An 18021-nucleotide genomic window follows, 5' to 3' on the forward strand; every position below is an offset into this window, starting at 1 on the left:
CCCACCGCGATCGTCATGACGCCAACCTCGCTCGGAGTAGCGCAGCGCGAAGCAGGAGGAAAATGCGCTGGATGGTGAATTCGGCGGTCTTCGCGGCGACGAGGAAGTTGCGCCAGGCCTGCTTCGGGAATTGTAGCGACGGTCCGCTCGGATTCTTCGAGTCACGGACCGCGACACTGTCGGGAAGGGTTGCGACCTCGACGCACTGGCCATGAGAGCAGTGCGTCGATCGACGCCACATCATCGGAGTGACTGAACTGGACATTTCGACTCTTTCTGCTAAATAAGGTTCCCCCCTCGATTTCATCCGGTCGACCAGACCGCAGCCGAGTCAGGTTTCTCTGATCTCGCACGAGCATCCTCAGGTCCAGCGGATAGCCAGACGTTACAACATGTTAGATCGAGTGGGTTAGTCGCCGACCGGGCGAGAAACGTGAATTCGTTGTTCATGCCGGTCAAGGAGAACTGGCGCTAGGTGTCAAAACCTGCGCGCATTTTTTTATGAGTGAAGTATCAACTAGATCGGTTGTCTGGTTGCGGCCCGTAATGCCTCGGAAATGCGATCGGTGTTCGCATTGTGTCGCGGGGTAGGCCCGGGATGGCCGAGTAGCGGTAGCTCCTTGGGAGCCGTCTGGTCGGTTTGCAGGGTCTGCATATTTGCAGGGGCTGCAAGTTTGGTTTACGGTGGGTCCGTGAACGAGACCGGGTTGCGGCTGCGTAAGAAGCAGCAGACGCGGGCGGCTCTGGCTGATGCGGCGCTTCGGCTGGTCGTCGAGCGAGGGCTCGACCAGGTGACCGTCGAGGAGATCAGTGCCGCCGCCGACGTGTCGCCGCGGACCTTCTTCAACTACTTCGCGTCCAAGGACGACGCGGTGTTCGGGTCGATGCTCGACGGGAGTGAGCGGGTTCGGGCCGCGGTGGTCGGCGCGCCGGCTGGGACTTCGGTCTGGGATGCCGTGTGGGCGGCGTTTCGGGCCGAGGCCGAGATCCTGGCCGGTGACGCCGAGCGGCTTCGGGCGCTGATGACGATCTGCAGCGAGAACCCGGCGATCCTGGCTCGGATGGTCGAGCGCGGTACTGCGGACGAGCTCGCGCTCGCGGGCGTCGTCGCCGAGCGGCTGGGGCTCGACCCGGCTGACAACGGTTACCCGTTGTTGGTCGCCGCCTCGGCCGGCGCTGCCCTCCGAGTAGCGATGATGCGCTGGGCCACCTCCACCGCGGCGCCGACCGCGGCGCCCACCGCGGCGCCCACCGCGCCCGCCGCGCCCGTCGGGTCCTCCATGGCCACCGCGCCAGCTGGGCCCTCCGCGGCCACTCCGGCCGGTGGGCCCTCTGCGGCCGCGCCCGGCGCCGTTCCTGCCGGGGCCGCGTCGGGCGCCGCGCCGACTGCGGCCGGTGTCAGCCGCCCCGGCGCCCCGGCCGACCCTTCGTTTCCCGACCTCATCGACGACGCCTTCGCGCGCCTCGCCGCCGGCCTCGCCGAGCCCCCCGCACCTCGAAACTGAACGAGAGAGACCCGCGTGACCACCACCACCCCGGACGAACACACCGAGCCCGCCCAGGACTCCGCCCCACCCACCCGGATGTCCCGCCGGAACGTGCTGCAAGCGCTGTCCGGCCTGATGATGGGACTCTTCGTCTCGATCCTGGCCTCGACGATCGTCTCCAACGCGCTCCCGCGGATCATCGCCGACCTGCACGGCAGCCAGTCGGTCTACACCTGGATCGTCACGACCGAGCTCCTTGCGATGACCGCCACCACCCCACTCTGGGGCAAGCTCGCCGACCTCTTCAGCAAGAAACTGCTGATGCAGCTGTCGCTGTGCATGTTCGTGGCCGGTTCGCTCATCGCCGGGTTCACGCCGAACGTCGAGCTGCTGATCCTGAGCCGTGCGGTGCAGGGCATCGGCGCCGGTGGGGTCACCGCGCTGGCTCTCATCGTGATGGCGGCGATGATCCCGCCGCGTGAGCTGGGGCGTTACTCGGGCATCTTCGGCGCGGTATTCGGCGTCGGGACGATCGCCGGGCCGCTGATCGGCGGCGTCCTGGTCGACACGTCCTGGCTGGGGTGGCGGTCGTGCTTCCTGGTCGGGGTCCCGTTCACGCTGATCGCGATCTTCCTGCTGCAGCGCACGCTCAACCTGCCGACCACGAAGAAGACCGTCAAAATCGACTGGCTCGGCGCCTTCCTGATCACCGCCGGCGTCTCCACCCTCCTCATCTGGTCCACGCTGGCCGGCGACAAGTTCGCCTGGGCCTCGGGCTGGACCGCCGGCCTGGTCACCCTCGCGGTCGTGCTCCTGGTCCTGTTCGTGCTCACCGAGGCCCGCGCGGCCGAGCCGATCATCCCGCTGCGGGTCTTCCGCAACCGCACGGTCACGCTGACGACGCTGGCCAGCGCGCTGGTCGGCGTCGCGATGTTCGGCGGGACGGTCTTCCTGAGCCAGTACTTCCAGGTCGCGCTGGGCAAGTCGCCGACGGTCGCCGGGCTGATGAGCCTGCCGCTGATCTTCGGCCTGCTCGGCTCCTCCACGGTCGCCGGCGCGATGATCACGAAGTACGGCCGCTGGAAGGCCTACCTGCTGGCCGGGGGAGTGATCATGGTGGCGGGCATGGGCCTGCTGGGCACGATCGACGCCCGTACCAGCGTCGTGATGCTCTCGCTGTACATGTTCGTGCTCGGCGTCGGCGTCGGGCTGCTCATGCAGAACCTCGTGCTGGCCGCTCAGAACGACGTTCCGGCCCGCGACCTGGGCACCACGACGTCCGTCCTGACGTTCTTCCGCAGCCTCGGCGGCGCGATCGGCGTCAGCGCGCTCGGCGCGGTGCTGGCCAGCCGGGTCACCTCGCTGCTCAGCGAAAAGCTGGGAACCGGCGGCGGCGACTCCTCGGTACCGGACGTTTCGGCCCTGCCGCCGGCGGTACTCCGCGTCGTGCAGGACGTCTACGGCGAGGCGACCGCCGACCTGTTCCTGATCGGCGCGCCGATCGCGTTGTTAGCGCTGTTCGCCGTACTGTTCGTCAAGGAGAAGCCGCTGGCCACGCTGAGCGGCGACGAGCGCCTCGCTCGCGAGCAGGCCGGTCTGGGGAGTCACTGAACCACGCAGCTGAGGCTGCGCTGAGGACAGATGCGGGTAGCAACCAAGGATGTGGCTGACTACCCGCCGGAGCCCTACGTCGTCCACTCAGGAGACAGACCGCCATGTCGTTCCTGGCCAGGTTCAGCCTCGCCAACCGGGCCCTGATCGCGCTGATCACGATCGCGGTCACGGTGTTCGGGCTGATCGCGATCCCGTCGCTCAAGCAGCAGCTGCTGCCCTCGCTGGAGATCCCGGCGGCGTTCATCACCGCCCAGTACGCCGGCGCGTCGCCGGACGTCGTCGAGAGCCAGGTCACCGAGCCGATCGAGGACGCCGTCCGCGGGGTCGCGGGCGTCACCGGGACGACGTCGACCTCGCTCGAGGGCTTCGCGACCGTCCAGGTCGAGCTCGAGTACGGCACCGACATCGGGGCCACCGTCAACAAGCTGCAGCAGTCGCTGGACCGCGCGCAGCTGCCCGCCGACGTCGACCCGTCGATCCTCTCCGGCGGCACCGACGACCTGCTCCCGGCCGTCGTCCTCTCGGCGTCCGGAGGTGACACGGCGGCGCTGGCGCAGAAGCTGCAGAAGACCGTCCTGCCCGACCTGGGCAGCATCGACGGCGTTCGGGAAGCGTCGCTGACCGGCGCGCCGGAGAGCGCGGTCGTGATCACGCCGAAGCCGGCCGCGCTGGCGGCCGGGCTGACCCCGCAGGCGATCGCGACCGCGATCCAGAGCAACGGGGTCGCGGTCCCGGCCGGCGCGGTCACCGACGGCACCAAGTCCCTGACGGTCCAGGTCGGTGGGGCCTACACCTCGCTCGACGACCTGAAGAACCTCTACCTGTCGCCGTCGGCCAAGCTCGGTGACGTCGCCACGGTCGAGTCGGTCCGCGGCGCGGCCACGTCGGTGACCCGCACCAACGGCAAGGACAGCCTCGGCATCAGCGTGACGATGACCCCCGACGGCAACGCGGTCGACATCTCGCACGCGATCGAGGACAAGCTCAGCGACTGGACCGACGAACTCGGCGACGGCGCCGAGCTCACGGTCGTGTTCGACCAGGCGCCGTTCATCGAGAAGTCGATCAGCGGGCTGGCCACCGAGGGCGGGCTCGGCCTGGTCATGGCCGTCGTCGTCATCCTGGTCTTCCTGCTCTCGCTGCGCTCGACGCTGGTCACCGCGGTCTCGATCCCGCTGTCCGTGCTGATCGCGCTGATCGTGATGTGGACGGACGGCCTGTCGCTCAACGTCCTCACGCTCGGCGCGCTGACGATCGCGATCGGCCGGGTGGTCGACGACTCGATCGTGGTGCTGGAGAACATCAAGCGGCACCTCGGGTACGGCGAGGAGAAGATCGCCGCGATCTTCACCGGCGTCCGCGAGGTGGCCGGTGCGGTCACCGCGTCGACGCTCACCACCGTCGCCGTCTTCCTGCCGATCGCGCTGGTCGGCGGCCTGGTCGGCGAGCTGTTCCGGCCGTTCGCGATCACGGTGACGGTCGCGCTGCTGGCCTCGCTCGTCGTCGCACTGACGATCGTCCCGGTGCTCGCGTACTGGTTCCTCCGGCAGCCGAAGAACGCCGAGAACGCCGACGAGGCCCGGCAGAAAGCGGAGGAGAAGGAGCGCGACGGGCTCCTGCAGCGGATCTACATCCCGGTCATCGGGTTCGCGGTGCGCCGCCGGTGGGTCACGATCGCGATCGCGGTCGTCATTCTCGTCGCGACGCTCGGCATGGTGCCGTTGCTCAAGACGAACTTCCTCGACCAGTCCGGCCAGAACACGCTGAGCATCACCCAGACGATGCCGGTCGGCTCGAGCCTGGCCACGACCGACGCGGCCGCGAAGCAGGTCGAGGGTGTCCTGGCCGGCGCCCGGGACGACGGCGACCTGGAGTCGTACCAGGTGACGATCGGCGGCGGCCAGTTCGGCTTCGGCGGCTCGGCCAACGAGGCGACCTACCAGGTCACGGTCAACGAGGACGAGGACACGGCCGCGGTCCAGGACCAGCTCGAGGAGAAGCTGAACGCGCTGACCGGCGCCGGGGAGATCGAGGTCGGCGCGGCCCAGTCGGGCGTCGGCGGCAGCGAGCAGCAGGTCGTCGTCCAGGCGCCGGACGAGGAGACGCTGCGCACCGCGACCACCGCCGTCACCGCCGCGATGAAGAGCGTCGACGGCCTCGACGACGTGAGCAGCGACCTCGCCGAGAGCACGCCCCGGGTCGAGGTGACGCTCAAGGACCAGGCGGCCGCCCGGTACGGGCTCACCGAGGCCACGCTCGGCCAGATCGTCGCGGCCGCGTTCCGCGGCACCCAGGCCGGCCAGGTCGTCATCGACGGCGTCCAGCAGCAGATCTCGGTGCTGTCGTCGGCCCCGCCGGTCAGCGTGGCCGCGGTGAACGCGCTCCGGATCCCGACCGCCTCCGGGGTGGTTCCGCTCACCCAGGTCGCCGACGTCCGGTCGGAGCCCGGCCCGGTCTCGATCACCCGTATCGACGGCGCCCGCAGCGCCACGGTCAGCGGAACGCCGAGCGCCGACAACCTCGGTGAGACGACGAGCGCGCTGACCAAGAAGCTGAAAGACCTCGACCTGCCGGCCGGTGCCAGCTACTCGCTGGGCGGTGCCTCCGACGACCAGTCCGACGCGTTCTCGCAGCTCGGGCTCGCGCTGCTGGCCGCGATCGTGATCGTGTTCATCGTCATGGTCGCGACGTTCCGGAGCCTGATCCAGCCGCTGATCCTGCTGGTGTCGATCCCGTTCGCGGCGACCGGCGCGCTGCTCCTGCTGCTGGTGTCCGGCACCGCGCTGGGCGTCCCGGCGCTGATCGGCATGCTGATGCTCGTCGGGATCGTCGTCACCAACGCGATCGTGCTGATGGACCTGGTGAACCAGTACCGGCGCGAGGGCATGCCGGTGGTCCAGGCCGTGGTCGAGGGCGGACGGCACCGGCTGCGTCCGATCCTGATGACCGCGGCGGCGACGATCTTCGCGCTGATCCCGATGGCGCTCGGGATCACCGGCGAGGGCGGGTTCATCTCGCAGCCGCTGGCCGTCGTCGTGATCGGCGGTCTGATCAGCTCGACGCTGCTGACGCTGGTGCTCGTCCCGGCGCTGTACACGCTGGTCGAGGGTCGGAAGGAGCGTCGAGAAGAGAAGCGCCGCCGCAAGACCGAGGCCGAGGAGGCCGCCGCGCAGGCGGAATCCCCGGAGCCTCAACCCGCCAACCCCTGAGCGGAAGCGGATCGGGCTCGCCCTGACGAGCCCGATCCGCTTTCGTACGCTGACGTCATGCGGATCGCGTTCGCGGCTGACGATACGAACGAATGTGTCGAGGCGGTGCGGGCCTACCTGAGCTCGGAGCACCAACTCGTCCTCGTCGAGGGCTCCTGGCCGGTGATGTCGAAAGGAGTCGCTCAGGCGGTCGTCGAGAGGCGCGCCGAGTTCGGCGTCCTCATGTGCTGGACGGGGACCGGGACCGCGATCGCGGCGAACAAGGTGGCCGGGGCCCGGGCGGCCACGGTGGCCGACGCCTGGACCGCGCGGGGCGCGCGGCTCTGGAACGACGCGAACGTCGTCGCGCTGAGCCTCAAGCGGCTGGCGCCGGACGTGGCGGTGGAGTGCGTCCGCGCGTTCCTGTCCGAGCCGGAGCCCGACCCGGACGAGGCCGACAACATCGCCCAACTGTGAAACCGCCCGGGGCCGAAGCCCCGGGCGGCCGATCACGCCGTTACTACAATCCGAGCAGACCCAGCAGGCCGAGAATCTGGTTCAGCGTCGCGACGAGCTGAGCCAGCGGACCGCCGTCGAGCAGCCCGGCCACCGCGCAGAGCAGGTTGCCGAGAAGGTTCCCGGCGCCGCTCTCGGCGACGATGTGCAGAACAACCTGGTTGAGGTGCACGGTCAGCCCGAGCAGGTTCAGGTCCAGCGGACCCAGCACCAGATCGAGGATGGAGCAGCTGGCCAGCGCCGCCTGGGTCGTGGCCTGGGTGCCGTCGCTCGTGGCGCTCTGCACCACGAAGCTCGCCGGCTCGCTCACCGTGCCGACGACCGCTCCGGTGGAGTCGGTCAGCGTGCCCGCGAGCGTCCCCTGCGCGACGGCGTGGCCGTCGGACTCCACGAACTTGTTCGGCGTGAACGTACCGGCGAACGTCCCCTGGCCACCCTGGGCGTCGGTGAACGCACCCGCGACCGTCGACGTCAGCGTCCCCTCGGCCGCGGCCGGAGCCGCGTTGGCCGGAGAGCCGATCAGGGCGATACCACCCATGAGAACCGCCAGGACTGCGGCGAGAGCTGCTGCTGTTGCTTTCGACCGTGCTAACTGCATAGATCTCTCCCTTCTGGACGTTCCTTGACGTACGACTGTGAGAGTTGACGCTCGGTAATTGATCGAAACCCGCGCCTAACAAATCGGTGGCTTTTGTCGACTAATTCGCCCCCCAAGTAGGGGTCCTACCGGCGTGTCTGATTACCCAGCGTTTCCGCAGCTCGCGGCGGCGCGCCGCTGGCGGTGATACGCGAGCGGTGAAAGGGTCGGGGTATGCGGAAGTACGTGATCATGGGCGTCCAGGGCAGCGGTAAAGGCACCCAGGCGGCAATGCTCGCCAACGACTTCGACCTCGTGCAGATCAGCGTCGGCGACATGCTCCGGTGGCAGGTGCAGCACCACACGAAGATCGGCGCCCAGGTCCGCCGCATCGTGGCCGCCGGCGAACTCGTCAGCGACGACCTGGTGGGCTCGCTCGTCGCCACCCGCCTCGATCAGCACGACTGGAACTACGGCTTCATCATCGACGGGTTCCCGCGCAACCGGCCGCAGGCCGAGTTCTTCCTCGAGAGCTACGACATCGACGGCGTCATCCACCTCGAACTCCCGGACGACGAGGTCCGCCGCCGGGTGCTCAACCGGCGGCTCTGCACGCGCTGCGGGATGGACTACAACCTGATCGCTCACCGGCCCCAGGTCGAGGGCCGGTGCGACGTCTGCGGCGGCGAACTCGCCACCCGCGAGGACGACGCCGAGCACGCGCTCGAGGCTCGGCTGCGTGACTACCACTCGAAGACGAACCCGGTGCTCGACCTGTTCCGACGCAAGGAGTTCGTGGTTTCGATCGACGCGCAGCCGGACAAGGTGATGGTGCAGCGTCAGATCCGCACCGAGCTCGGCCTCCCGATCACCCGCGGCCCGGAATCGAGCCAGCGGCCGGGCTCATAGCGCCTCGGGGTCGTGCCCGAGCGCGGTACGGCCGCCGTCGACCGGCAGCACGACGCCGGTGATGAACGTGGCGTCCGGCCCGAGCAGGAACGCGACCGCGGCCGCGACCTCGGCCGCCTGTGCGACCCGCCCGAGCGGGTGCAGCCGGGCCATCTCGGCCTCGACCGCCGGGTGCTGCCCGACGTACTCCCGGTACCGGGCGGTGTCGACGGAGCCGGGCGCGACGACGTTCACCCGGATCCCGTCCGGGCCGTACTCGACCGCCAGCGCCCGGGTGAGCCCCTCGATCGCCGCCTTCGCGGTGCTGTAGGTCAGCGCGCCCGGCACGGCCAGCTTGGCCTGCCAGGACGAGAGGTTGACGATCGACCCGCCGTGGCCTTGGGTTCTGAACCGGCGGACCGCGACGGTCGAGCCGGTGACCGCCAGATCGATGTTCCGCCGGATCGCGGCCGAGACGTCGTCGATCGGCGCCGTGTGCACGGACAGGTCGTGGAAGGCGGCCGCGTTGTTCACCCAGCCGAAGAGCGTCCCCAGATCGGTGGCCGCCGAAGCGGCGAACTCCATCGCGTCCTCGTCGGTCGCGTCGGCGGCGACCGGGATCACCCGGTCGCGGTCGTCGGTCCAGGCCAGGGCCTCGTGCGACCGGTCGACGGCGGCCACCGCGCCGCCGTCGTCCAGCAGGCGTTCGACGATCGCCCGGCCGATCCCGCCGCCGGCCCCGGTCACCACGTAGGAGAGCGTCATGCGCTCAACGGTATTGCCGTCGCAGCTCCCGCTTGAGCACCTTCAGGCTCGGTCCGAGCGGTAACTGGTCGACGACCTCGACCCGGCGCGGGTACTTGTGCCGGCCCAGGTGGTCCTGCGCGAACGCGATCAGCTCGTCGACGTCCAGCGGCCCGGCGGCGGCCGGGTCGGGCACGACGACCGCGCAGATCTCCTCGCCGTGGACCGGGTCGGGGATCCCGATCACCGCGGCCTCGCTCAGCCCGGGATAGCGCAGCAGCACCTCCTCGACCTCGCGCGGGTACACGTTGAACCCGCCGCGGATGATCAGGTCCTTCTTGCGGTCGACGATCGTGACGAACCCGTCGGCGTCTTTCGTGCCCAGGTCGCCGCTTCGGAACCAGCCGTCGACCAGCGCCTCCGCGGTCGCCTCGGGATTGCCCAGGTAGCCGGTGAACACGTTGTGGCCGCGGATCACGATCTCGCCGAGTTCGCCGACCGGCAGCAGCTCGATCCGCTCGTCGATCTCGGCCCGGGCGATCTCCACGTCGATGCCCCAGAGCGCGTGCCCGACCGACCCCGGCCTGGTGCCGAAGTGCGGCTGGTTCACCGACGCGCTCGGCGACGTCTCGCTCAGCCCGTACCCCTCGTAGATCGGCGTCCCGAACGTCTTCTCGAACGCTTCCAGGACCGGGACCGGCAGCGACGCACCCCCGGAGACCGCGATCTTCAATCGCGGCAGCTCCGGCGCGTCCCGCGCCGCTTCCACCAGGCGGACGTACATCGTCGGGACGCCGTGGAACGTGTTGACGTTCTCGCGCACCATCAGCGCGATCGCGTCGGCGGCCTCGAACCGGGGGAGCAGCACGACGGTCGCGCCGACCCGCCAGGTGGTGTTGAGGCTGACCGTCTGGCCGAACGAGTGGAACAGCGGTAGCGCGCCGAGCGCGACGTCGTCCGGCCGGGCGTCGTTGGCGTCGAACGCGTTGACGGTGGCGTTCATGACCATGTTCAGGTGGCTGAGCACCGCGCCCTTCGGGCGTCCGGTGGTTCCGCTGGTGTAGAAGATGACCGCCGGGTCGTCGGCCTGGGTCGTCCGGTGCAACGGCAACGGTGTTGCCTGGTTCTCTTCCAGCCTCTTGACGGACGCCAGGGCAGGAACCTCCGGGCCGAGGGTGAGCGTCCTGACGCCGACGGCCAGGCCGGCGGCGACGCCGGTCTGGGCAACGGCCACGTGGCAGAGCAGCAGCGTCGCGCCCGAGTCGCGCAGGACGTGCTCGACCTCCTCGGCCGAGAGCAGCAGGTGGACCGGGACGACGACCGCGCCGGCGGCCAGGATCGCGTAGTAGGCCCGGGGGAACTCGGCCGTGTTGGGAGCCATCAGCGCGACCCGGTCGCCGGGCCGGACGCCCTCGGCTTCGAGCGCGGCGGCCTGGCCGCGGACCTGGTCCCACATCTGCGCGAACGTGATGCGCTGCTCGCCCTCGATGAGCGCGAGGTGATCGGGACGGCGTCGTGCCGATTCGGCCAGGACGCTGGCCAGCGAGAGGGTCGTCATGGTTCGGAAGTTAGCAGCGCTAGTTTTGACTCCGCTAGGGTGAGCGGCTGTGGGGCGCCCTCGCCGACCTCTGCTCAGCCGTGACCGCATCGTCGCCACGGCGCTCGCCGTCGTGGACGCGGACGGGCTCGACGCGCTCTCGACCCGTCGGCTGGCGGCCGAACTCGGGGTGAGCGGGCCGTCGCTCTACAACCACGTGTCGACCATGGAGGACCTGGTCGACGCGGTGGTCGACACGATCCTCGGGGAGGTCGATCTGTCGATGTTCGCGACGCCGGTCGCGGACTGGCGCACGGCGCTGCGCGAGTGGGCCCGGTCGTACCGGGCCGCGCTGGCCGAGCACCCGAACATCGTCCCGGCGCTCGCGCACGGCATGGGGCACCGGCCGAACTCGCTGAAGATCGCCGACGCGGTGTTCGGATGCCTGGTCGACGCCGGCTGGCCGCGGGGCCAGGCGACGCGGATCGGCGCGCTGATGCGCTACTTCGTGACGGGTTCGGCGCTGGGCTCGTTCGCCCGCGGATTCCCCGACGACGCGAGCGTGTACGCGGGCCGGTATCCCCACCTGTCCGAGGCCCACCTGCTGGCTGAACACCAGCGGGAGATCGACGAGGGCGCGTTCGAGCTGGGCCTGGAGTCGCTGCTCGACGGGCTGGCCGCGCGGACCGTCACCGCGCGCGGCGCCTCAGGGCGCGCGGGCGGTACTCCACGATGGTGAGCGCCAGGTCCGAGTAGCGCTCGATGAGGTCGTGCGGCTGGATGCTTCCGTCCGGGCGCCACCACTGGGCGATCGCGTTGCAGGCGGCGATGATCGCCCGGCGGGCGTCGTCGGGTTCCGGCGTCCGGAAGATGCCGGAGCCGACGCCGTCGGCGATGACCTCGCGGAAGCGGCCGGTCGCGACCGCCTGGCGGGTGCGCAGGGCCGCGTGCTGCTCGGGGCTGAGGCTGCGGAACTCGGTGAGTTCGAGCTGGCTGCTGCCGCGCGGGCCACAGCGGAACCGCACCAGGGCCTCGACCAGCGCCTCGAGCCGCTCGGCCGGGTCGTCGCCGGTCCGGCCCAGCGCCTGCAGGCTGATCTGGTCGTAGACGTCCATGCCCTCGTCGAGCAGCGCGTACAGCAGCTCCTGCTTGCTGCCGTAGTAGTGGTACAGCGCGGCCAGGCTGACCGCGGCCCGCTGGGCGATGTCGCGGATCGACGCGCCGCCGTAGCCGCGCTCGGCGAACTCCTCCCGGGCCGCGGCGAGAAGCGCCTGGTGACCTGGGGTTCGGAGCGGTGCGGTGCTCGTCACGTGGGCAGCCTAACGTTTGTTCGTTCCCGCGCCCGGTTTACAGTGATAAGCACGGCTGGACAGGGCCGAGTACCCCTGAGTAACTTAACGATCGTCCAGCGGGTGAGCTGAGAGGACGACGCGCGTGCGCCGAACCGTATTCAACGAGGACCACGAGGCGTACCGCGCCACGATTCGCGACTTCATCGCCGAGGAGGTCGTCCCGGTCTACCCGCAGTGGGAGGAGCAGGGGCACGTCCCGCGCGACTTCTACCTCAAGCTCGGCGAGCTGGGCGTCTTCGGCATCGAGGTGCCGGAGGAGTACGGCGGCGCCGGCGAGACGTCGTTCAAGTTCTCCGCGGTGACCACCGAGGAGCTGGCCCGGGCCGGCGTCAGCTTCGGCGGCTCGAGCGTGCACACCGCGCTCTGCCTGCCGTACCTGCTCGCGTACGGCAACGACGAGCAGAAGAAGCGCTGGCTGCCCGGGTTCGTCAGCGGCGAGATCATGACCGCGATCGCGATGACCGAGCCGGGCACCGGATCCGACCTGGCCGGCATGAAGACGACCGCGGTGCTCTCGCCCGACGGCACCCACTACGTGCTCAACGGCGCCAAGACGTTCATCACCGGCGGTGTGCTGGCCGACCGCGTGCTCGTCGTCTGCCGGACCACCCCGGCGACGAAGGAGGACCGGCGCGGCGGGCTGTCGATCCTGGTCGTCGACACGAAGTCCGAGGGGTACCAGGTCGGGCGCAAGCTGGAGAAGATCGGGCTGCGGACGTCCGACACGGCCGAGCTCTCGTTCACCGACGTCAAGGTGCCGGTCGAGGACCTGCTGGGCGAGGAGGGCAAGGCGTTCTCGTACCTGACGCACAACCTCCCGCAGGAGCGGCTCGGCATCGCGGTCGGGGCGTACGCGCAGGCCACCGCGGCCGTGCAGTTCGCGCTCGACTACGTCAAGGAGCGCACGGTGTTCGGTCAGTCGGTCGCCGGGTTCCAGAACACGAAGTTCGTGCTGGCCGACTGCCAGACCGAGGTCGAGGCCGCCCAGGCGGTCGTCGACCGGGCGCTGGACGCGCACGACCTGGGTGAGCTGTCGGCCTCGGACGCGGCCAAGGCGAAGCTGTTCTGCACCGACGTGGCCTCCCGGGTCATCGACAAGTGCCTGCAGCTGCACGGCGGCTACGGCTACATGCTCGAGTACCCGATCGCCCGCCTCTACGCCGACAACCGCGTCAACCGCATCTACGGCGGAACCTCGGAGGTCATGCGCACGATCATCGCCAAGAGCCTCGGTCTCTAAGCTGCCCGCATGGGCCTGTTCACGGTGGATGAAGCGCGCGACGAGCTTTCGACGTTGCTGCCGGTGCTCGACGAGATCGTCGCGCTGCGGGCCGACGCCGCCGAGCTGGCCGCCGCGGTCGCGCTGAACGGGCCGCCGACTGAGCTGGGAGGACTCCCGGAGCTGAAGGCGGCCCAGGCCCGGCTGGACGAGCTGATGACGACCGTGCAGGAGACCGGTGCCGAGCTGAAGAGCCTGGCGCCGTTGCTGATCGACTTCCCGTCCGACCTGGACGGGATCCCGGTGCTCCTCTGCTGGCTGGAGGGGGACCGCTCGCTGGATTGGTACCACCGCACCGACCTGGGTTTCGCTGGGAGGCGTCCGCTCTGATGTCACTGCTGCTCTCGAGGCGGGACCTCGACTTCCTGCTCTACGAGTGGCTCGACGTCGAGCAGCTGACCAAGCGTCCGTACTTCGCCGAGCACTCGCGGGAGACGTTCGACGGGGCGCTCGATCTCGCCGAAGAGGTCGCGACCGAGCACTTCGCCACCCACAACAAGCGCGCCGACGCGAACGAGCCGACGTTCGACGGCGAGCGGGTCACGATGATCCCCGAGGTCAAGCGCGCGCTCGACGTGTTCGCCGGTACCGGGCTGATGGGCGCCGCGCTGCCCGCGTCGGTGGGCGGCGCCCAGTTGCCCGGCGTCGTCGCCCGGGCCTGCTTCGCCTGGTTCCAGGCCGCGAACGTCGGCACCGCGGCCTACCCGTTCCTCACCCTCGGCGCGACGAACCTACTGCTCGCGCACGGCTCGCCGGAGCTCGTCGAGCGGTACGTGAAGCCGATGGTCGACGGCCGCTTCCACGGGACGATGTGCCTGTCCGAGCCGCAGGCCGGGTCGTCGCTGGCCGACATCGTCACCCGGGCGGTCCGGCAGGACGACGGCACGTACCGGGTGGTCGGCAACAAGATGTGGATCTCGGGCGGCGATCACGAGCTCGGCGAGAACATCGTCCACCTGGTGCTGGCCAAGATCCCCGGCGGTCCGGCGGGCGTCAAGGGGATCTCGCTGTTCGTCGTGCCGAAGTTCCTCCCGGACGGCGCGCGGAACGACGTCCGGCTGGCCGGTCTGAACCACAAGATGGGCTACCGCGGGACCACGAACACGATGCTGAACTTCGGCGAAGCCGGAGAGGGCGCGGTCGGGTACCTGGTGGGGGAGCCGCACCGCGGGCTGACCTACATGTTCCACATGATGAACGAGGCGCGGGTCGGTGTCGGCGGGGGCGCGACCGCGCTCGGGTACACCGGCTACCTGAAGGCGCTCGACTACGCGCGGAACCGCCCGCAGGGGCGGCCGGTGGCCGCCAAGGACCCGAACGCGCTGCAGGTGCCGATCATCGAGCACGCGGACGTCCGGCGGATGCTGCTGGCCCAGAAGTCCTACGTGGAAGGCGCGCTGGCCCTCAACCTGTACTGCGCCCGGCTCCTCGACGACGAGCACACGCTGCCCGGCTCGGACGCCCACCTGCTGCTGGACGTGCTGACGCCGATCGCCAAGAGCTGGCCGTCGCAGTGGTGCCTGGAGGCCAACGACCTGGCCATCCAGGTGCACGGCGGGTACGGGTACACCCGCGAGTACGACGTCGAGCAGCACTACCGGGACAACCGGCTGAACCCGATCCACGAGGGGACGCACGGGATCCAGGGGCTGGACCTGCTCGGACGCAAGGTCGTGATGCAGGGCGGGGCCGGGCTGGCGCTGCTCGGCTCGGTGATCGGTACGACCGTGGCCTGCGGCGCGGCGGCCGGCGGGGAGCTCGCGACCTGGGCGGCCTCGCTGGGAGCGGCGGTGACCCGGATCGGCGAGGTCACGGCGGCGCTCTGGGGTCCCGGTGACCCGGAGATCGCGCTCGCGAACGCGTCGATCTACCTGGAGGCGGTGGGGCACACGGTGGTGGCCTGGCTCTGGCTGGAGCAGGCGCTCGCCGCCGGCGAGCGGGAGGGTGCGTTCTACGCGGGCAAGCGGCAGGCCGCGCGGTACTTCTTCCGCTACGAGCTGCCGAAGACCGGCCCGCAGTTCGACCTGCTGGAGTCCCGGGACCGGACCACGCTGGAAGCCGACCCGGCCTGGTTCTAGTGCACGGTGCTCTCCATGCCGTGCATCCAGATGGCGGAGTCGAGGATTCTCAGCAGACTGATGTCGGAGATCCCGCCGATCTCGTCGCGCATGGCGGCGAGCGTCTTGGCCCGCTCGGGGTCGGCGTGGAACCAGCCGTGCAGGCAGTGGGTGATGTCCCGCGGCTTGCCGAGGACCCGGGCCACCACGATGTCGTAGGTCGGCAGCAGGTGCGGGCGCTTGCGGGCCATCAGCTTGGTGGCGGTCATCCGGCCCAGGTGCGGGAAGTCGTCGCTGATCAGCATGCTCGCGAGCGTGCCGGCGGCGGACGAGCCGTCAATCTCCGACTTCGGGGCGTCGTGGAGCGGCGTGTGCGGGATCCGCCGGAGCAGGGCCGAGAGCCGGTTGCCGTGCATCTCGAGGATCGCGATCGCCGCGACCGGCTTGACGTCGGTTCCCAGACAGCGGACCGCCATGATGTCGGACGCGGTGAACTGGTGGGCGACCTCGGGGCGATCGCCGCCGCCGTCCAGGCGTTCGAATCGCGCGCCGGGGTACAGGTCGGTATTGAAGTACCGGCCGACGTTGATCACGGCGGCTTGCCGCAGGTCACCGTAGACGAAGCGGTCCAGTGTGTGGTGCGCGAACTGGTAGTCGGGGGCGGTCTCGGTCACGCTTGTCACCTCTCGCGTACTGAACCGGCTGCGTCAGGTTATCAATATAGGTGCTTATATCCCTTTTAGGGGAGAACGGGAGAGCTCTCGTGGAGGATGGCGAGTTCGAGCGGGCGCCGAGTCATTTCACCGATCGGATCGGGACCGGCGACTGGCCGCTGGAAGCCGGGCGGTACCGGCTGGTCGTGAGCCGGGCGTGTCCGTGGGCGTCCCGGGCGGTGATCGTGCGCCGGCTGCTCGGGCTGGAGTCGGCGCTGTCGATGGCGGTCGCGGATCCGATCCAGGATTCGCGGTCGTGGCGGTTCACGCTGGATCCGGGGGATCGGGACCCGGTGCTCGGGATCCGGTACCTGGGGGAGGCGTACGCGGCGCGGGACGCGTCGTACTCGGGCGGGATCAGCGTGCCGGCGATCGTGGACGTGCCGAGCGGCCGGCTGGTGACGAACGACTATCCGGAGATCACGCTCAACCTCGAGCTGGAGTGGGCGCCGCTGCACCGACCCGGAGCTCCGTCGCTGTATCCCGAGGCTCTCCGGGACGAGATCGACGCGGTCAACGAGGACGTGTTCCGGGACGTCAACAACGGGGTGTACATGGCCGGGTTCGCGACCCGGCAGCGGGCGTACTCACGGGTGGTGGCCCGGCTGTTCGCGCGGCTGGACGCGCTGGAGTCGCGGCTCTCGTCGCAGCGGTACCTGGTGGGGGACACGATCACCGAGGCGGACATCCGGCTGTGGGTGACGCTGGTGCGGTTCGACGTCGTGTATCACGGTCACTTCAAGTGCAACCGGCGGAAGATCACCGAGTACCCGGCGCTGTGGGCGTACAGCCGGGATCTGTTCCAGACGCCGGGGTTCGGCGACACGGTGAACTTCGATCACATCGCTCGGCACTACTACGAGGTGCATCGGAACATCAATCCGACCGGGATCGTGCCGATCGGGCCGGATCTGTCGTTGTGGCTGACTCCGCACGGGCGGGAGGAGTTGGGCGGTCGTCCGTTCGGGGACGGGACACCGCCTGGGCCGGTGGCCGAGGGGGAAGAGGTTCCGTCGGTGGCGGCCGCGGCCTAGCCGCGGCGGCGGCTCAGCCTCGGCGGTGGCGGGGTTTGGGGCGGTAGTGGAGGGCCAGCAGGCCGATCGCGCCGAGGACGGCGAGCGTGAGCCCGATGCCCGCGATCAGCGGCCAGCGGCTCCCGTTCATCATCCCGGCCGGCTCCTGAACGGCCGCGGCCGACGGCTCGACCTGGTCGGGCGCCGTGCTCGGTGCGGCGTCGTGGTGGTGGTGCGTCGCCGCCGGGGACGCGCTCCCGCTGGCCGCGGCCGGGATCCCGCCGCTGCCGCCCTGCGCTGCCGACACCGGCGACGGAGACTTGGTCTTGGCGGGCTCGGTCCCGGCCCCGAACAGCACGTCCGAGCAGGAGTAGTACGTGTCCGCCGTGCTGGAGTTCTGCCAGATCCCGTAGATGACGTGGTGCCCGGTCAGGCCCTTCGGCATCGTGCCGGGTAGCACGTACGCGCCGTTCGAGATGCGCGGATCGGTGATCGTCAGGAACGGCTTCGTGTTCAGGTCGGCCCACCGCAGTGCCCGGCCCGGCCGGTAGCTCGCCTTCGTCACGAAGAGCTTGAACGTCCCCTGGTGCGGGATCGTCGTCGCATACCGGAACGTGAACCTGGCGCCGGGCGTCACCGTCGTCGTCGGCCAGTCGGTGCGCGGGAGGTCGAGCCCGGCGTACTGGTCCAGCCCGCCGCTGCAGAGCTTTCCGTCCGGGATGACCGACCGGTCGCGTCCGTCGACGCCGGCGACCCGGAGGTTGTCCCAGGCCTCGGCCGCGCCGGGCTGACTGGCGGCGACCGCCGCCCGGCAGGCCGCGGACCGCGCGGTCGCTCCGCCCTCGGTTCCGCACGCGGCCGTGCGGGAGATCGGAGAGGTGAGCGTGCCGTGCGCCGACGCTGGAGCGGTCGGCGCGAACAGCGCGACCAGAACCCCGACGAGCGTCCCGGCGGCCGCTATCCGGAGTGGTTTCACCGATGAACCCCTTGGTGCGTTTGGGTGGCTGCCTACTGTGGGTACGCAGGCGGGCTACGTCGGGTTCAGCCGGGCGGGAA

At 70.0% G+C, this 18021-nt stretch carries 17 protein-coding genes; 10 read left to right on the forward strand and 7 right to left on the reverse strand.

What is annotated here, in order from left to right:
* Positions 1-13 precede the first annotated feature (13 nt).
* Complete coding sequence (locus FL583_RS43240) at positions 14-307, reverse strand: DUF397 domain-containing protein (RefSeq protein WP_420843229.1); 294 nt, start codon at positions 305-307, stop codon at positions 14-16.
* Positions 308-692: 385 nt separating this feature from the next.
* On the opposite strand from FL583_RS43240, the gene FL583_RS36170 reads away from it, so the two are divergent.
* From FL583_RS36170 to FL583_RS36185, 4 genes are all read left to right on the forward strand, one after another.
* Positions 693-1505, forward strand: coding sequence for a TetR/AcrR family transcriptional regulator (locus FL583_RS36170; protein ID WP_240746932.1), 813 nt, complete (start codon positions 693-695; stop codon positions 1503-1505).
* A gap of 78 nt (positions 1506-1583) precedes the next feature.
* Positions 1584-3098, forward strand: a complete 1515-nt coding sequence (locus tag FL583_RS36175; protein WP_142709441.1) for an MDR family MFS transporter — start codon at positions 1584-1586, stop codon at positions 3096-3098.
* A 104-nt stretch (positions 3099-3202) separates the two neighbouring features.
* Positions 3203-6310, forward strand: coding sequence for an efflux RND transporter permease subunit (locus FL583_RS36180; RefSeq protein WP_142709416.1), 3108 nt, complete (start codon positions 3203-3205; stop codon positions 6308-6310).
* A gap of 57 nt (positions 6311-6367) precedes the next feature.
* On the forward strand, positions 6368-6766 hold the full coding sequence (locus tag FL583_RS36185; RefSeq protein WP_142709417.1) for an RpiB/LacA/LacB family sugar-phosphate isomerase: 399 nt from the start codon (positions 6368-6370) through the stop codon (positions 6764-6766).
* A gap of 43 nt (positions 6767-6809) precedes the next feature.
* On the opposite strand, the gene FL583_RS36190 is transcribed toward FL583_RS36185, so the two are convergent.
* On the reverse strand, positions 6810-7403 hold the full coding sequence (locus FL583_RS36190) for a hypothetical protein (protein WP_142709418.1): 594 nt from the start codon (positions 7401-7403) through the stop codon (positions 6810-6812).
* Positions 7404-7616: 213 nt separating this feature from the next.
* On the opposite strand from FL583_RS36190, the gene FL583_RS36195 reads away from it, so the two are divergent.
* Positions 7617-8291, forward strand: coding sequence for an adenylate kinase family protein (locus FL583_RS36195; RefSeq protein WP_142709419.1), 675 nt, complete (start codon positions 7617-7619; stop codon positions 8289-8291).
* Here the strand turns inward: FL583_RS36195 and FL583_RS36200 are convergent.
* Together FL583_RS36200 and FL583_RS36205 are read right to left on the reverse strand one after the other, a co-directional pair.
* Positions 8286-9035: an SDR family NAD(P)-dependent oxidoreductase gene (locus FL583_RS36200; RefSeq protein ID WP_142709420.1), complete on the reverse strand. Its 750-nt coding sequence runs from the start codon at positions 9033-9035 to the stop codon at positions 8286-8288. The genes FL583_RS36195 and FL583_RS36200 overlap by 6 nt on opposite strands.
* A gap of 4 nt (positions 9036-9039) precedes the next feature.
* Positions 9040-10572 (reverse strand): long-chain-fatty-acid--CoA ligase, encoded by a 1533-nt coding sequence (locus FL583_RS36205; protein WP_142709421.1) that lies wholly within the window; start codon positions 10570-10572, stop codon positions 9040-9042.
* Between the two features lie 49 nt (positions 10573-10621).
* On the opposite strand from FL583_RS36205, the gene FL583_RS36210 reads away from it, so the two are divergent.
* Positions 10622-11290, forward strand: a complete 669-nt coding sequence (locus tag FL583_RS36210; RefSeq protein WP_142709422.1) for a TetR/AcrR family transcriptional regulator C-terminal domain-containing protein — start codon at positions 10622-10624, stop codon at positions 11288-11290.
* Here the strand turns inward: FL583_RS36210 and FL583_RS36215 are convergent.
* Entirely contained in the window at positions 11241-11861 is a 621-nt protein-coding gene (locus FL583_RS36215) for a TetR/AcrR family transcriptional regulator (RefSeq protein ID WP_142709423.1), read from the reverse strand. The two genes, FL583_RS36210 and FL583_RS36215, sit on opposite strands and share 50 nt — an antisense overlap.
* A 124-nt stretch (positions 11862-11985) precedes the next feature.
* Here FL583_RS36215 and FL583_RS36220 point away from each other — a divergent pair, with 124 nt between their 5' ends.
* The 3 genes from FL583_RS36220 to FL583_RS36230 are packed head-to-tail and all read left to right on the forward strand — an operon-like array spanning position 11986 to position 15260.
* The gene (locus FL583_RS36220) at positions 11986-13143 is read left to right on the forward strand and encodes an acyl-CoA dehydrogenase family protein (protein WP_142709424.1); all 1158 of its coding nucleotides are present in this window, start codon (positions 11986-11988) and stop codon (positions 13141-13143) included.
* Between the two features lie 9 nt (positions 13144-13152).
* Positions 13153-13512, forward strand: coding sequence for a DUF2203 domain-containing protein (locus tag FL583_RS36225; protein WP_142709425.1), 360 nt, complete (start codon positions 13153-13155; stop codon positions 13510-13512).
* Positions 13512-15260, forward strand: coding sequence for an acyl-CoA dehydrogenase (locus FL583_RS36230; RefSeq protein WP_240746933.1), 1749 nt, complete (start codon positions 13512-13514; stop codon positions 15258-15260). Before FL583_RS36225 ends, FL583_RS36230 begins: the two co-directional genes overlap by 1 nt.
* Here FL583_RS36230 and FL583_RS36235 read toward each other — a convergent pair.
* A complete protein-coding gene (locus FL583_RS36235) occupies positions 15257-15913 on the reverse strand; it encodes a DUF6308 family protein (RefSeq protein WP_142709426.1) in 657 nt (218 codons plus the stop codon). The two genes, FL583_RS36230 and FL583_RS36235, sit on opposite strands and share 4 nt — an antisense overlap.
* A gap of 89 nt (positions 15914-16002) precedes the next feature.
* Between FL583_RS36235 and FL583_RS36240 the strand changes: the two genes are divergently transcribed.
* The gene (locus FL583_RS36240) at positions 16003-16986 is read left to right on the forward strand and encodes a glutathione S-transferase family protein (RefSeq protein ID WP_142709427.1); all 984 of its coding nucleotides are present in this window, start codon (positions 16003-16005) and stop codon (positions 16984-16986) included.
* Between the two features lie 13 nt (positions 16987-16999).
* On the opposite strand, the gene FL583_RS36245 is transcribed toward FL583_RS36240, so the two are convergent.
* Complete coding sequence (locus FL583_RS36245; protein WP_205752767.1) at positions 17000-17941, reverse strand: lytic polysaccharide monooxygenase auxiliary activity family 9 protein; 942 nt, start codon at positions 17939-17941, stop codon at positions 17000-17002.
* Between the last annotated feature and the right edge of the window lie 80 nt (positions 17942-18021).

Source organism: Cryptosporangium phraense, from assembly GCF_006912135.1.
Classification (GTDB): Bacteria; Actinomycetota; Actinomycetes; order Mycobacteriales; family Cryptosporangiaceae; genus Cryptosporangium; species Cryptosporangium phraense.